Consider the following 14,585-nt stretch of genomic DNA (forward strand, 5'->3'; position numbering starts at 1 on the left):
TATAAAGAACACGGACGCTTACCACCAGGAGCGTTCACTCCCGGCGAAAGCTTTGCGAGAAAGTCTAGCTTTCAAAAGAGCCAATGCCCTCGCTGCCGTTTTGGCGAATCAAGAAGCAAAAAGAAGATTTGGCGTGAAGCCCTTTTCTGAACATGATGGGAAAGCGGTGCTTCGCAATGCTCGGTGGGAGTGGATGGCAACAGCAGGCGTTGGGAAAGGGGACCTTTCTGCTCGCGTCTCGTTTCGGCAAGACGGCTCGGACCGAAAAATCGAAGTATTCCAAATGTGGAACGGGCGATGAGACAGACTTGGACCGCTGATAATGGCTTCCGATCCCGGTGCCGCTGATTTGCCTCCTCCACCGCCGTAGATCGTTGAACCAGCCCCCCCGAATCATGCGACCGGGCGTACCGTGGCCCACGCCGCCGCCGCAATAGTGAACCGTCTTTGCTTCCGATGGTCACTGCGCCAAGCAAAGGCCGTGGCCCGATTGCCTTCGCCCTAAGTTGAAGTCGAGCCGCAGCGCATCCTCGCGGAGTTTACTTTCGCGGCGACGGCTCGTAACATTCGCGGCGCGCGATGGAGACGGATTACAAAGTTAAGCTCGAGATTTTCGAGGGGCCGCTCGATCTCCTGCTTTACCTGATCAAGCAGGACGAGATCGATATTTACGAAATCTCGCTCGAACGGATCACGAGCCAGTACCTGGAATACCTCCAGGCGTTCAAGGAATTGAACATCGATATCGCGGGCGAATTCATCGTGATGGCGGCGAACCTGATCTATCTGAAAAGCCGCAGCCTCCTGCCGGTGGATCAGCAGCCACCGGATGAAGAGGCGGCGGAGGACGATCCGCGCTGGGATTTGATCCGGCAGCTGATCGAATACAAGAAGTTCAAGGAAGCGGCGGCGCAGTTGCGCGATCGGGCGCTGGAGCAGGAGCGGATGTTTGCGCGGTCCGGCAGCGGCCCGGGTGAGGTGGCGCTGGCGCCGCTCTCCCTGGGCGAGGTCGGCATTTTCCAATTGATCAACGCGCTCCAGACCGTGATAAAACGGGTCGAGGCGCGGGAGGATTTGCGGGAACTATTTGGCGAACACTTTACCGTCTCGGACAAGATCGACTCCATTCTGCGGCAGGTGGCGGGAGGAGTAACGCTGAAGTTTTCGGAGTTGTTCGCCCAGATGGCGTCGCGGGTCGAAATCGTGGTGACGTTCCTGGCCTTGCTGGAGCTGATCCGGCTCAAGCAAGTGCGCGCGAGCCAGCCGAACCCATTCGACGAAATTGAGATTGCGCCGGCTTCCTAAACAAGACTGGGCGCGGATTCAATGGGCCGGATTTTGATCGCAGGCTGCGGCTACGTGGGAGAAGCGACGGCGGATCTTTTTTGCGAACGGGGCTGGCAGGTCGAGGGATGGACGGCTTCGGCGGAATCGAGCCACCGGCTTTCCGAAAAGCCCTACGGTGTCCGCGCGGTGGATATTGGGGATGCGTCGGCGGTCTCGGCGGCCGGAGGAGCGTTTGATGTGGTCGTGCATTGCGCGAGCACGAGCGGCGGCGATGCGGAGCAGTATCGCCGGGTCTATCTCGAGGGGACGCGGAATCTCATCCGCGCGTTTCCCCAGGCAAAATTTCTGTTCACCAGCAGCACGAGCGTTTACGCCCAGAAAGGGGGCGTGATCGTGGATGAGGAGAGTCCGGCCGAGCCGCTCCATGAGAAGGGAAAACTTTTGCGGGAAACGGAAGAATTGGTCCTCGCACGGGGCGGGATCGTGGCGAGGCTGGGAGGGATTCATGGGCCGGGTCGGTCATTTTTTCTGACAAGATTTTTGGCGGGTGAGGCGGTGCTCGATGCTGATGGCGGTCGCGTGATCAATCAGGTGCATCGAGGCGATATTGCGGCCGCCTTGGTTCTTTTAGCGCAAAGGGGTGAAGCCGGGATTTTCAATCTGGTGGGCGACGAACAAATCACCGCCCGCGAAGCGTACGAGTGGCTGAGCGCGCGGCTGGGGAAGCCGCTTCCAGCGCCGGCGACACGGTCCGAGGCGCGAAAACGGGGAGCGAGTAACAAGCGTGTCAGCAACAAGAAACTGCGCGCCCTGGGATGGGTGCCGAAGTATCCGACTTTCGAAATTGCGATGGAGAAAAGTATCCTCCGCAGCTTTGGATTTTGACGATTTTCACTGAATTATTCCGGTACGGTAGCTGCTAAAAAAATCACATGCGGCATATCAAACTCAGCGGGCGCGAAGCGACGGTAGTGCGCGCCATCGGTTTCACGGAAGCGATGATGGGCGCTGAGATCCAGGATTCCACCCACATGGGGATCGAAGACGTTACCGACACGCTCAACAGTTTGATGTCGGCCGGCTTCATCGAGACCATTCCGTATTACGACGAAGTGCAACTCGCTGAGGTGCCGGTGACCGCGTTCGAGCTGAACCCAGCCTACGCCCACGAGCTGAAGCAGGCGCTTTACCGGCGGTAACGCCTCTCGCAGTCACGCGGTGGGCGCCGTGGATCCGCAGCGGAACGGTTACGGAACAGCCGCTGGGGACTCGGCCGAAGCGCGCGAACTGTTCTGCTGGCCGAAAAGCTGGCGAATGACCTCTTCGACCGGCAGCTCCTGGACGTTGATGTCGGTCACCCGGCAGTTGTCGAGCAGTTGGCGCGCAGTTTCGGTCACCTTGCCGCGCGGCACCTTGAGCTGCACGGACATGGGCTTTCGCTCGACGACTTCGCCGAACTGAGTGAAGTCGCAATCCGAGCCTTCCTCAAAACTGAGGCTGATGATCTTGGCGCTCGAGAAACGGTCGATGATCGCATCGAGGGGACCGTCGAAGAAAATCTTGCCATGGTCGATCACGATGACGCGGTCGCACAGCTCCTCGATATCCTGCATGTAATGGCTGGTCAGCATGGTGACGATCCGGTGCTCGGAATTGTAAAGCCGGAGAAATTCGCGGACGCGTTTTTGGCTGACCACGTCGAGGCCGATGGTAGGTTCGTCGAGGAAGAGCACCCGCGGCTCGTGAATAAGGGCGGAGATCAACTCCATTTTCATGCGCTCGCCCAGCGAAAGCTCACGCACCATTACGTTCATTTTGTCCTGCACGTCCAGAAGCTCGCTCAGGCCGTTCACCACCTTCTTGAACCGGGCCGGCTCGATCCCATAAATCGCGCGGTTTAGCTCGAGCGACTCCTGCGCCGGCAAGTCCCACCAAAGCGCGTTTTTCTGGCCCATCACGAGGCTGAACTGCCGTTTCAACTCGTTGCTTCGTTCCCAGGGCACGAACCCGAGGACGCTGGCTTCCCCCGAGGTGGGATTCAGCAAACCGGAAAGCATCTTGAGCACAGTCGTTTTTCCGGCGCCGTTCGGGCCCAGGAACCCCACGAGCTCGCCTTCCTCGATTTGAAACGAAACGTCGTCCGCGGCGCGGATTTCGTCGTACTTGCGGCTGACAAGTCCTTTAATCGATCCGCGCAGACCGCTTTCCTTGCGGTAGGTGCGGTAGACCTTGGTGAGACCGCGGGTTTCGATGACCGGCATGGGGAAAGGTCAACCTTTCCCTACGCCGCGCTGGGCTGCGTTTTTGATCCTCGCTTTTTCAGGAGCGGCAGGACTTTTTCCACGAGCGCATCCGCGGTGAGGCCATGTTTCTTGCGAAGAATGGGGATGGTGCCGTGCTCGACGAATTGGTCGGGCCAGCCGATGCGGACAACCGGAGTGGCGATCATCTGCGAGTGCAAATGCTCCATCACGGCACAGCCGAAACCATTGTGGAGGACGTGGTCCTCGATGGTGCAGACAACGTCGACGCCACGGGCAAAGAACTCGAGCGTCCCCGTGTCGATCGGCTTAATCCAGCGCGGGTTGATCAGGGCAACCGAAATGCCCTTTTCCTCCAGCTTGCGGGCAGCCTCCTCGGCCACTTCAAACATGTTTCCGAGGCCGAAAATGGCGACCTCGCGCCCGTGTTGCACCACCTCGGCCTTGCCGATTTCGAGAAGTTTCGGCGACGCTTTTGGCACGGCCCCGGTTCCCGCGCCGCGTGGGTAGCGGATGGCGATCGGGCCGGAATTGTAATTGGCGATTGTCCAGAGCATGTCGATGAATTCATCTTCATCCTTCGGCTGCATGTGAACGAAATTCGGAACGTGCCGAAGATAACCGATGTCAAAAAGACCGTGGTGGGTCGGGCCGTCGTCTCCGCTCAGGCCGGCGCGGTCCATGCAAAGCGCGACATTCAAATTCTGGAGCGCGATGTCATGGATGATCATGTCGTAAGCGCGCTGCATGAACGTGGAGTAAATCGTCAGGAACGGCTTGAGGCCCTGGGTCGCCAGGCCGCAGGCGAACAGGGCCGCGTGTTCTTCCGCAATGCCGACGTCGAAGTAGCGCGTGGGATGTTGCGCCTGGAAGAACCCGAGACCGGTTCCACTCGGCATCGCGGCCGTGATCGCGACAATGTTCTGATTGGAATCCGCGAATTTCGCCAGCGTTTTGCCCATCAACTCCGAATAAGTCGGCGTCGGCGCGGGCGCGGTTTCGCCGCTTTCGATTTTGTATTTGCCCAGGCCATGGAACTTGTCCGGCTTGGCGATTGCCGGCTCGTAGCCTTTTCCCTTCTTGGTCAGGATATGAAGCAAAACCGGCTCATCCTGGCTCTTCAGGAATTCGAAGGTCTTAATCAGAAGCGGAATGTCATGGCCATCGATCGGCCCGTAATAACGGAGGCCGAGTTCTTCAAAGATCACGCTGGGCAGGAGGAGGTTCTTCACGCCTTCCTCGACTTTGTGGGCGAATTCGACCGCGCTCTTGCCGGCAATCGCTTCGACGAAGCGCCGGGCCTTGTCGTGGAGACCAGCGTAGGTCGGGTTAGCGACGATGTTGTTCAAATAACTGGCGATGGCGCCGACGTTCTTGGCGATCGACCATTCGTTGTCGTTCAGGACAACGATGAAACGGCGCGTCTGTGATTTCGCGTTGTTGAGCGCTTCGTAGCTGATGCCGCAGGTGAAAGCCGCATCGCCGGCCACGACGACCACATTCTCATTCCCGCCGCGCAGATCGCGACCCACCGCCATACCGAGGCCAGCGGAAAGCGCCGTGCCGGCATGTCCGGCGCCATAACAATCATGCTCGCTCTCCGTTCGAAGAAGGAAGCCGTTTAACCCCTGGTATTGGCGCATCGTGGCGATCCGGTCGAGGCGCCCGGTAAACATTTTGTGAACGTACCCCTGATGGCTGACGTCAAAGACGAACTTGTCCTTGGGCGTCTCAAAAACGCGATGCAAGGCGATCGTCAACTCGACGACCCCTAGGTTGGGTCCGAGATGCCCGCCAGTCTGGGAAAGGACCTTTATCAGCTCGTCGCGGACTTCCTGGGCAAGTTGCGGCAGGTCTTCTTCGCCCAGGGCCTTGATGTCGACCGGCGAACGGATTCCATCGAGAAGTCGTGTCGTGTTGGGCGGTTCAGAAGAGGCTGACTTCGTCATTCCTGGTTGCTCCTTTTTCCTCCATCCGCGGGGAGGGCTCCTTTTCGGCCACTGGTTCGAAATCTTTTACTACCGGTTTGCCGGCATTGTTGCGAGTGATGATCTCGATTCTTTGTTCGGCGCTGGTGAGGCGTTCCTGACAGATTCTTACCAGTTTCATTCCTTCCTCGTAGCGCACAATTAACTCTTCCAGCATCATTTTGCCGGATTCCATTTGCTCGACAATCTCCTCGAGGCGATCCATGGCGCCTTCGAAGTGAAGAGGAGATTCAGGCTTTTTAGCTGGGGCCGGCATATCGGAAACGCAAATTAAGCATAGGCGGGGTGGATAAAAAGCGCGACTTCTCGCGATCCCGGTGTTTCAATACTCGCGATTTGCTGGCGCGGTCCCACAAAAATCGCCAAAGCCGCAGCAATGAAATGGTGTAATTCCTGCTCATTTTTCCCGATAGAAACCCTCGCCTCCTCAGCCCGGCTGAGTTCTCTCCTGCGGCAGCGGCTCCACTAATATGAGACGTTTTTCTAACCTTACGGGATGGACGGCGGGCGTAGCCGTTCTTGTTGGTTTGTTTGCTTCTTCGGCCTGGGGCATTTCCAGCGCTGTCAATATCTCCACGCGAATGGTGGTGGAGACCGGTGACAACGTCCTCATCGGCGGTTTCATCGTTTACGGAACGGGGCAGAAACAAGTCGTCGTTCGCGCTATCGGACCGTCCCTGCCGGTTACGGGCGCTCTTTCGGATCCGATTCTCGAATTGCATGACGCCACCGGCGCGATCGTGGCCAGCAATGATAACTGGCGTTCCTCCCAACAGACCGCGCTGATCGCGGCTGGCCTGGCGCCAGCGAACGACCTCGATTCCGCTTTGATCACTTCGCTTCCGACCGGCAGTTACACCGCCGTCGTCCGCGGCGTGAACAATGCGACCGGTCAGGCTCTGGTCGAAGTCTATGATCTCGATACGGGAACTCCGACCGCGCGGCTTGGAAACATTTCGACGCGTGGACACGTCCTGACCGATGACAACGTCATGATCGGCGGGTTCATTATCCGGGGTGATCTGCCCAAGCGAACGATCGTCCGGGTAAAAGGTCCGACGTTAAGTCTGGGTGGAGTGGCCCTCGCCGGCCGCATGATGGACCCGATGGTGGAGCTGCATGATGGGAATGGCGCGCTCATCTCGCAGAATGACAATTGGCGCAGCTCGCAGGAACAGGAGATAACGGCCAGCGCACTTGCGCCGACCGACGATCACGAACCAGCTATCGTGGCCACGCTTCTGCCGGGGAATTATACCGCAGTCGTCCGCGGCACCGGCAACACGACGGGCATCGCGCTGGTGGAAATGTTCGATCTCGATCAGCCACCGCAAGCTGACGGTTCGACGCTTTACGTTTCCATTCTGCGCCCTCAGGGAACGAACAACACCCAGGGCTCGGGCACCTCGACGCTCCGGCTCGCCGCGGATGGGCTTTCGGCGATTATCAGTTTCTCCTACACGAATCTCACCGGTCCCGTGATCGGGGCGCACATTCATGGACCCGATGGGACGATCTTGTTCGACATCGACGACGCCACGCCGCAACCGGACGGGTCGTTGATCTGGGTCTTCCGCCCGGTTGGGATATTCACCGTAGAGGACATCGTTAATTTCATTCGGTCCGGCCAGAGCTATCTTAACATTCACACCGCCCTTTACCCGACGGGCGAGATCAAGGGCTTCTATAATCTTTCGACCGGCGCGCAGGTAGCGCCGGTGCCAACGCCGCCGCCACCGCTCGCGTCGGGGACTCCTACGCTCACCGACGCCGGACGATTCCTTTCCCAGGCGACTTTCGGCGCGACCGACGCACTCATCGCCCAGGTCCAAAGCCAGGGGTTCGATGCGTTTTTGAACCAGCAATTCGCCGCGCAGATTTCCTCGCACCTGGCATTTGCGGATGCCACCGGCGTTAATCCGCCCACCATCACGCAGACCAATGACGCGTGGTGGACGCACGCCGTCGCCGGACCCGATCAATTGCGCCAGCGGGTCGCGTTCGCCCTGAGCGAGATCATGGTCGTCTCTTTGGCGACCGGCAACCTCGGCGAACAGCCCGGAGCTTTGCCTGCTTACTACGACGTGCTGGTGAAGGGCGCATTCGGGAATTTCCGCCAGTTGCTCGAGGACGTCACCCTTAATCCGGCGATGGGTCGCTACCTCGACATGTTGAAGAACCAGAAGGCGAGCACCGACGGGACGCGTCTGCCTAACGAGAATTACGCGCGAGAGCTCATGCAGCTCTTCTCGATCGGTCTTTACCGGATCAATCTCGATGGAAGTTTGACGCTGGACCCGGCCGGCTTCCCCATCGCCACCTACAATCAGGACACGATTCTTGGCACGGCCGCGGTCTGTACCGGGTGGACTTATTTCCAGACCACCACGCCTTACGTTTTCAATCCGCCCCCGAACTGGCGCAGTCCGATGGTGAATGTGGCCAGCCGTCACTCCACCGACGCTAAGCAGATTCTTGATGGCGTTGTCCTTCCTGCCAATCAGACAGCGGACCAGGATTTGAAATCGATGCTCGACACGATTTTCAATCATCCCAACGTCGGGCCGTTTATCTGCCGGCAACTCATCCAGCGGCTCGTCACCAGCAACCCGAGCCCGGGCTATCTTTATCGCGTAGCGTCGGTGTTTAACAACAACGGTCAGGGTGTTCGCGGCGATTTGCAGGCAGTCGTGAAAGCAATCCTAATGGACTACGACGCTCGCGGCAACGCCGGGACCACCCAGGGGGCAGGACACGCGCGCGAGCCGGTCGTTCGCCTGACCAATCTCCTGCGCGCGTTCAGCGCCACCTCGCCGGATGGAAAGTTCTCAATCCGAAACATCCTGACCAATCTCGGTCAGGAAGCCATGCATTCACCCACGGTCTTCAATTTCTTTTCGCCGGATTATTCGGCGCCGGGAGCCATCGCTCAAGCCGGCCTAAAGAGTCCGGAGTTCGAGATTACGAACGAAACTTCCGTGGTGACCGTCGCGAATTATTATCGGGGAGCGATTTACAGCGGACTCGGACCGACGACGGCCCGGGTGACTCTCAATCTTTCGAACGAGATCACGCTGGCGGCTAATCCCACCCAACTTGTGGATCATCTCAACGCGCTCCTGATGTATGGCAACATGTCCTCCCAAATGCGCACCATTCTCATCAACGCGGTGACCCAGATTCCATCGAACAACCCGACCGAACGCGCGAGGACCGCTATCTACCTCGTGATCAACTCGCCGGAGTACACCGTGGACAAATAGTTATGTACGCACCTACACGCCGCACCTTCATTCGCCAGGCCGCCTGTGCCGCCCTCACCACCTCCGGGTTGCTCAACACGATTTTCGATTTGCGCCGCCTGAGCGCCGCTCCCATCCCACTGGCCTCCGATTACAAGGCCCTGGTTTGCCTTTTCCTCTATGGCGGTAATGACGCCAATAACGTGATCATTCCCCATGACGCGGCCGGTTACGCCTCCTACGCCACGGCCCGGGGCGCCCTGGCCATTCCGCAGACTTCGCTCCTGCCTCTCACCCTTCAGAATGGGGATGGCCGCGATTTCGGGTTCCATCCGAATCTCGTCGAGCTGCAATCGCTTTTTAACCAGGGCAAGCTCGGTGTTGTCGCCAACGTTGGGACGCTCGTCGCGCCGATTACGCGCGCGCAATATCTCGCCGGCGGAGCGGCCGTGCCACCGCAGCTCTTTTCCCACGCCGACCAATCGGTGCAATGGCAGACCTCGGTGCCCGACCAGATTTCGAGAACCGGTTGGGGCGGCCGGCTGGGGGATGTCATTCACTCGCTCAACGGAAACTCCCAGATTTCGCTCTGCATTTCGATTGCGGGCACGAACACGTTCGAAGTCGGGAACACGGTCATTCCCTACACCGTTTCGTCCAACGGCAGCATTGGTCTCGCCGGGTTCGATGGCAGTGCGAACGCAAACGTGCGCTTGCAAGCCTTTAAGGATTTGCTCGCGTTGCCGCATAACAACCTGTTCGAACAGGCTTTTTCCGATACGGTGTCGCGTTCGATTGCGGCTAACGAATTGCTTACCTCCGCGCTCGCCGGGGTTCCGACGCTCCAAACGGTCTTCCCCAATACGTCGCTCGCCAGCCAGCTCAAGATGGTGGCAAAGCTTATTGCGGCCCGGACCAACCTCAGCATGCAACGCCAGATCTTCTTCTGCTCGGTCGGCGGCTATGACACCCATGGCGATCAACTAACCGGCCAGGCGAATCTCCTCATCGAATTGAGTCAGGCGCTGAGCGCCTTCTACGCCGCGACCACCGAGCTGGGGGTGGCTCAAAACGTGACTACCTTCACGGCTTCGGACTTCGGCCGGACCTATCCAACGAACGGGACGGGTTCCGATCACGGCTGGGGCAGCCACCAGTTTGTGCTCGGCGGAGCCGTGCAAGGCGGGCGCCTGTTTGGAACATTCCCGACCCTGGCGGTCAACGGACCTGACGACACCGGCCAGGGCCGCTGGATTCCCACCACGTCGGTCGACGAGTTTTCCGCGACCCTCGCGACCTGGTTTGGGGTCAGCGCCTCCGACTTGCCGACCGTCCTCCCAAATATCGGGCGGTTCGCACACCCAAATCTCGGTATCTTCGGGTAGTTGTAACCGGGATCGTTGATCCCGGGCGGTGAATTACGACGTTCTGCTTTGCCGGGATCACCGATCCCGGCTACAACATCCCGACATGAACTGGATTGCCAAACAGGATGCCCGGCACCGCACTGTTATCGCTCTTCTCCTCGCGAGCGGGGTCTGGTTCCTTCTCTCACGGCAGCTTCAGGCACCCACGCGCTGCATCATTACCTGGGATTCATTCGCTCTCTGTGTGCTCGCGCTGGCTTGGCTGACGATTGTAACCACGCCGCCGGACAAACTGCACGCCCGCGCCCAGAAGCAGGACCTCAGCCACATCCTGATTTTCGTCTTTGTCCTGGTGACCGCGTGTGCCGGGCTGTTCGCGGTCGGGTATTTGTTTTTCAGCAAGCAGGCTTTTGCCGAGCGGTCGCATTTCCTGGTCCATCTCTTTGGCAGCATGGTGGCGGTGATCTGTTCCTGGATGCTCGTTCACACGGTCTTCGGGTTGCGCTACGCTCATACCTATTACGGCGATCCAGACGGCCCGACCGGTCCGAAATCGCATGCTGGCGGCCTTGAGTTCCCCGGCGGTCGCGAGCCGGACTATCTGGACTTTGCCTATTTCTCGTTCGTTATCGGCATGACTTTCCAGGTTTCGGATGTCGTAATCACGTCTCGCGATTTCCGGAAACTCGTGCTGGTCCACAGCATGTTGTCATTCGGTTTCAACACTGTCATTCTCGCCCTCGCTCTCAGTACGTTCAGCACCGTTCTTGCCCAATAAGAACGCGTCCCTGGGACGCTGGCACATCCGATGCTGGGTAGGCCCGGGACGATGACTTTCCTGAAAAAGATCCTGCTGGTCGATCACGAGCCGCGTCTTACGGCCCTCGTTAGGCGGGCACTCGAAAGCACGGGCCGCTTTTTGGTCAAAGTCGAGGCGGATGTCCGGCTGGCTCAGCACGCCGCCCCATGGTTCCGGCCCGATCTGGTGTTGCTCGACGCCGCGAAGACTTCGGAAAACGAAGAAATGACGCGCCAGTTACAGGGCGAGCCGGCCCTGAAGGACACCCCCTTCCTTTATTTGAGCGGTAATCCAACCGCGGAGAAAAAAGTGATGACCGGCGGCTTCCTGAGCGGCTATAGCTTTCTCGCCAGCGCAAACACGCTGGACGATTTGGTCCGCTTCGTGGAGGAGATGGTCACCCCGGCCGAGGCGCCGGTGCGGGTGCTCAAGCGGGCTCGTTAGGCTGATCGCTATCCGATCTGCGTCCGATAACCGGCCGGGTCTTTCAACTGGTTGACCTCGTCAGGTGAATCCATTTTCAGAATGAAGATCCAGCCTTCGCCAAACGGGTCGGTATTGATCAGGGCCGGATTTCCTTCGAGCGCCTTGTTCACTTCGACGACTGTCCCCGAGACAGGCGCATAGATATCGCTGGCGGCTTTTACTGATTCCACGACCGCAATCTGCCCTTTCGCCGTCGCTTTCGCCCCCACTTTAGGCAGCTCGACATAAACGACGTCGGTCAACTCCGCCTGAGCGTGATCGGTGATGCCGACGCGCGCGTTCTCGCCCTCCATGCGCACCCATTCGTGAGACTCTGCGTAACGAAGATCGTCAGGAACATTCATGATTTTTTATGGAGCGGTTTTTTCTCAATAATTGCCGGCAGCTTTCGGTCGCGAATTTCGATCTCGATTTCGGTCCCGATCTTGGCGTGGGCGGACGCAACGTAGGCCATTCCGATCCCTTCATTCAAGCTCGGTGAGAGACTGCCGCTGGTAACTTCGCCAATTCGTTCGCCCTCGCGCCAGACGGAATAATGCGGGCGGGGCGGCGGGCCTTTGCCCGTCATACGGAATGCCACCAGCCGGTTCGGAGTCCCGTTCTCCTTTGCGTCAGCCAGAATTTCGCGGCCGACGAATTTCGGTTTCTTGAGATCGACGAAGAAACCGAGTCCGGCTTCGATCGGATTGTGCTCGGGGGAAAGATCGGAGCCGTTGAGCGGATAGCACATCTCCAGGCGGAGCGTGTCGCGAGCGCCGAGCCCGCATGGTCGAATGCCGAGGTCCTTTCCTTTCTCGAGAATCCCATTCCAGACTTTGGCGGCATCGCGCGCGGCGAAGAAAACCTCCACCCCGTCTTCGCCGGTGTATCCCGTCCGGGCGATGGTCAGGTTCATTCCGTCATAATGGAAATCCTTGATCTGATTTCGCGCGGGCAACTCCGTCTCTTTGCCGACCATGGCGTGGAGCAATTCAATGACGCGCGGTCCCTGGACTGCCAGTCCGCCGTAGTCCGCGCTCCGGTTCTCCAAGGCGCCGTTGTCGCCCAGATGTTTTTGCAGCCAGGCAAAATCCTCGTCAACCCGCGACGCGTTCACGACGAGCAAAAACTTCTCCGGCTCGGTCCGGTAAACAATCAGGTCATCGATGATCCCGCCCCGCTCGTTGAGAAGGAACGTGTATTGCCCCGTCCCCACCTCCAGCTTGTCGATGTTATTGGTCAGCATCTCGTTCAGCCAGGCGCCCGCGCGCGGACCGGTCGCAATCAATTGACCCATGTGGGAAATATCGAAGACGCCGACGTTTTTCCGGACGGCCTGATGCTCGTCCATGATGCCGCTGTATTGCACCGGCATGATCCAATCGCCGAACGGGATCATCTTCGCGCCGAGCCGCACATGCTCGTCGTAGAGCGGCGTCCTTTTTTGCGCGGCGTCCGTCATGGAGCGTCAGCCTAGACGCCGCTCCTTTTGTGTCAACGCGCTCTGAGTTGAAGCGGGCCGTGGTTCCTCTACCGTGGTCGCAGCAATGACCTTCCTCGATCGACTCGAACGGCGCCTGGGCTTCATTGCTATTCCCGGATTGATCCGGGCTATCGTCACCCTCAGTGTTCTCGTTTTCATTCTGGTTTACCTGAACAAAGGGTTCGATTCCTATCTCGCCCTCGACATTTCTCGGATTCGCGCCGGAGAAGTCTGGCGGCTTGTTACCTACATTTTCGTCCCGCAAATGTCGCATCCGCTCTGGGTGCTCATCGCGCTCTGGTTTCTCTGGTTCATCGGCGATGGTCTCGAGCGCGCCTGGGGTGCGTTTCGCCTGACCATTTATTTTCTGGTGGGAATGATCGGCACCACCGTGGCTGCCCTGCTCTCGAACAGCCAGTTTTCCAATCAGATGCTTTTCACGACGCTCTTCTTTGCCTTCGCCCACTTCTATCCGGACGAAGTCATCTACGTGTTCTTTATTCTGCCGCTGAAAATCAAATGGATCGCCTGGGCCTACGCCGCGCTCCTGTTGCTTGCGTTTGTGACCCAATCGAACTCCTATCGGCTCGCTCTTATCGCCGCGCTGAGCAATTACCTGATCTTTTTTGGGCCGGGAGCGATTCAGCACCTTCGTCAGAGGAAGGAGGTGGCAGTGCGAAGAAAGCGCTTCGAAATCCAATCCCGCAGCGAGGAAGAGCCCCTCCACCGTTGTGCCACTTGCGGAGCTACCGAACTGACCGACCCCAGTCTGGAGTTTAGGGTGGCGAGCGATGGCGAAGAATATTGCCTTGCGCATCTGCCCCGCCCGGCAAACGCTCCCGTCTCTCCAGGATGAACAAGAACATTGAGCCGCTGATTCCCGAACAGGGCTGGCATTGTCTCCATCTCTTTTACCGGATCGAGCACAGCCAGTGGCAATTGCTCAATGCCGAAGAACAACGAAGCGCGAAAGTGGCGCTCTCGTCGCTGGTGCAGGAAATCCGGGCGCTTGAATCCACCCAATTGCTCACCCTCAGCATGGTGACGCCGAAAGCGGACATGGGTTTCATGCTCATCTCCCCCGATCTCCACGCGGCAAATCGGATCGAAAAGCAGCTCAGCCTCGCGCTCGGCGCGGACGTGCTCGTGCCGGTTTACAGCTATTTGTCGCTCACGGAGGAGAGTGAATACAAAACGACCGCCGAAGATTACGCCGCCGTTCTGGAGAAGGAGCAGAAGATCGAGCGGGGGACGCCGGAGTTCGAGAAATCGATGGCCGCGTTCGAGGAACGGATGAAGCATTACCGCCACGAGCGCATGTATCCGACGCTCCCGGATTGGCCGGTCGTTTGTTTCTACAACATGAGCAAGCGCCGGGGCGAGCAACGCAACTGGTATGCGTTGCCTTTCGAAGATCGGCGCAAACTCATGCTTGGGCACGGCGCCGTCGGCCGGCAATACGCCGGCAAAGTGAAACAGCTCATTACCGGCTCGACGGGTCTGGACGACGCGGAGTGGGGGGTCACCCTGTTCGCCCAGGACACGTTCCAGATTAAATCGATCGTCTACGAAATGCGGTTCGATCCCGTGAGCGCCGACTACGGCGATTTCGGCGAATTTTACATCGGCCTGCAACTCCCGCTCGACGAACTGTTTCGAAGGTTACAACTTTAGCCGCATTTTGTAGCGGCGG

At 58.7% G+C, this 14,585-nt stretch carries 14 protein-coding genes; 9 read left to right on the top strand and 5 right to left on the bottom strand.

What is annotated here, in order from left to right; translation table 11 throughout:
- Window positions 1-579 precede the first annotated feature (579 nt).
- From VJU77_06930 to VJU77_06940, 3 genes are read left to right on the top strand one after another with little or no spacing between them, the layout of a single operon-like run.
- A complete protein-coding gene (locus tag VJU77_06930; GenBank protein ID HKP03088.1) occupies window positions 580-1,305 on the top strand; it encodes a segregation/condensation protein A in 726 nt (241 codons plus the stop codon).
- A 21-nt stretch (window positions 1,306-1,326) separates the two neighbouring features.
- A complete protein-coding gene (locus tag VJU77_06935; GenBank protein HKP03089.1) occupies window positions 1,327-2,172 on the top strand; it encodes an NAD-dependent epimerase/dehydratase family protein in 846 nt (281 codons plus the stop codon).
- A gap of 47 nt (window positions 2,173-2,219) precedes the next feature.
- Complete coding sequence (locus VJU77_06940; protein ID HKP03090.1) at window positions 2,220-2,486, top strand: hypothetical protein; 267 nt, start codon at window positions 2,220-2,222, stop codon at window positions 2,484-2,486.
- A 48-nt stretch (window positions 2,487-2,534) separates the two neighbouring features.
- Here VJU77_06940 and VJU77_06945 read toward each other — a convergent pair whose 3' ends face one another.
- From VJU77_06945 to xseB, 3 genes are read right to left on the bottom strand one after another with little or no spacing between them, the layout of a single operon-like run.
- The gene (locus VJU77_06945) at window positions 2,535-3,548 is read right to left on the bottom strand and encodes an ABC transporter ATP-binding protein (protein ID HKP03091.1); all 1,014 of its coding nucleotides are present in this window, start codon (window positions 3,546-3,548) and stop codon (window positions 2,535-2,537) included.
- Between the two features lie 20 nt (window positions 3,549-3,568).
- Entirely contained in the window at window positions 3,569-5,497 is a 1,929-nt protein-coding gene (gene dxs, locus VJU77_06950; GenBank protein ID HKP03092.1) for a 1-deoxy-D-xylulose-5-phosphate synthase, read from the bottom strand.
- A complete protein-coding gene (gene xseB / locus VJU77_06955; protein ID HKP03093.1) occupies window positions 5,475-5,792 on the bottom strand; it encodes an exodeoxyribonuclease VII small subunit in 318 nt (105 codons plus the stop codon). Before xseB ends, dxs begins: the two co-directional genes overlap by 23 nt.
- A 214-nt stretch (window positions 5,793-6,006) precedes the next feature.
- Between xseB and VJU77_06960 the strand changes: the two genes are divergently transcribed.
- The 4 genes from VJU77_06960 (at window position 6,007) to VJU77_06975 (ending at window position 11,388) form a co-directional block, all read left to right on the top strand.
- Complete coding sequence (locus VJU77_06960) at window positions 6,007-8,799, top strand: DUF1800 family protein (protein HKP03094.1); 2,793 nt, start codon at window positions 6,007-6,009, stop codon at window positions 8,797-8,799.
- Window positions 8,800-8,801: 2 nt separating this feature from the next.
- The gene (locus tag VJU77_06965; protein ID HKP03095.1) at window positions 8,802-10,163 is read left to right on the top strand and encodes a DUF1501 domain-containing protein; all 1,362 of its coding nucleotides are present in this window, start codon (window positions 8,802-8,804) and stop codon (window positions 10,161-10,163) included.
- Between the two features lie 85 nt (window positions 10,164-10,248).
- On the top strand, window positions 10,249-10,923 hold the full coding sequence (locus VJU77_06970) for a DUF1345 domain-containing protein (GenBank protein HKP03096.1): 675 nt from the start codon (window positions 10,249-10,251) through the stop codon (window positions 10,921-10,923).
- Window positions 10,924-10,974: 51 nt separating this feature from the next.
- Window positions 10,975-11,388: a hypothetical protein gene (locus VJU77_06975; GenBank protein ID HKP03097.1), complete on the top strand. Its 414-nt coding sequence runs from the start codon at window positions 10,975-10,977 to the stop codon at window positions 11,386-11,388.
- Window positions 11,389-11,396: 8 nt separating this feature from the next.
- Here VJU77_06975 and gcvH read toward each other — a convergent pair whose 3' ends face one another.
- The gene (gcvH, locus tag VJU77_06980; GenBank protein HKP03098.1) at window positions 11,397-11,774 is read right to left on the bottom strand and encodes a glycine cleavage system protein GcvH; all 378 of its coding nucleotides are present in this window, start codon (window positions 11,772-11,774) and stop codon (window positions 11,397-11,399) included.
- Window positions 11,771-12,871: a glycine cleavage system aminomethyltransferase GcvT gene (gene gcvT / locus VJU77_06985; protein ID HKP03099.1), complete on the bottom strand. Its 1,101-nt coding sequence runs from the start codon at window positions 12,869-12,871 to the stop codon at window positions 11,771-11,773. The genes gcvH and gcvT overlap by 4 nt, the downstream gene beginning before the upstream one ends.
- Window positions 12,872-12,944: 73 nt before the next feature.
- Here gcvT and VJU77_06990 point away from each other — a divergent pair, with 73 nt between their 5' ends.
- Complete coding sequence (locus VJU77_06990; GenBank protein ID HKP03100.1) at window positions 12,945-13,748, top strand: rhomboid family intramembrane serine protease; 804 nt, start codon at window positions 12,945-12,947, stop codon at window positions 13,746-13,748.
- On the top strand, window positions 13,745-14,566 hold the full coding sequence (hemQ, locus tag VJU77_06995; protein HKP03101.1) for a hydrogen peroxide-dependent heme synthase: 822 nt from the start codon (window positions 13,745-13,747) through the stop codon (window positions 14,564-14,566). The genes VJU77_06990 and hemQ overlap by 4 nt, the downstream gene beginning before the upstream one ends.
- Window positions 14,567-14,585: the final 19 nt, after the last annotated feature.

It is taken from the genome of Chthoniobacterales bacterium (assembly GCA_035274845.1).
Lineage (GTDB): Bacteria > Verrucomicrobiota > Verrucomicrobiia > Chthoniobacterales > UBA10450 > AV80.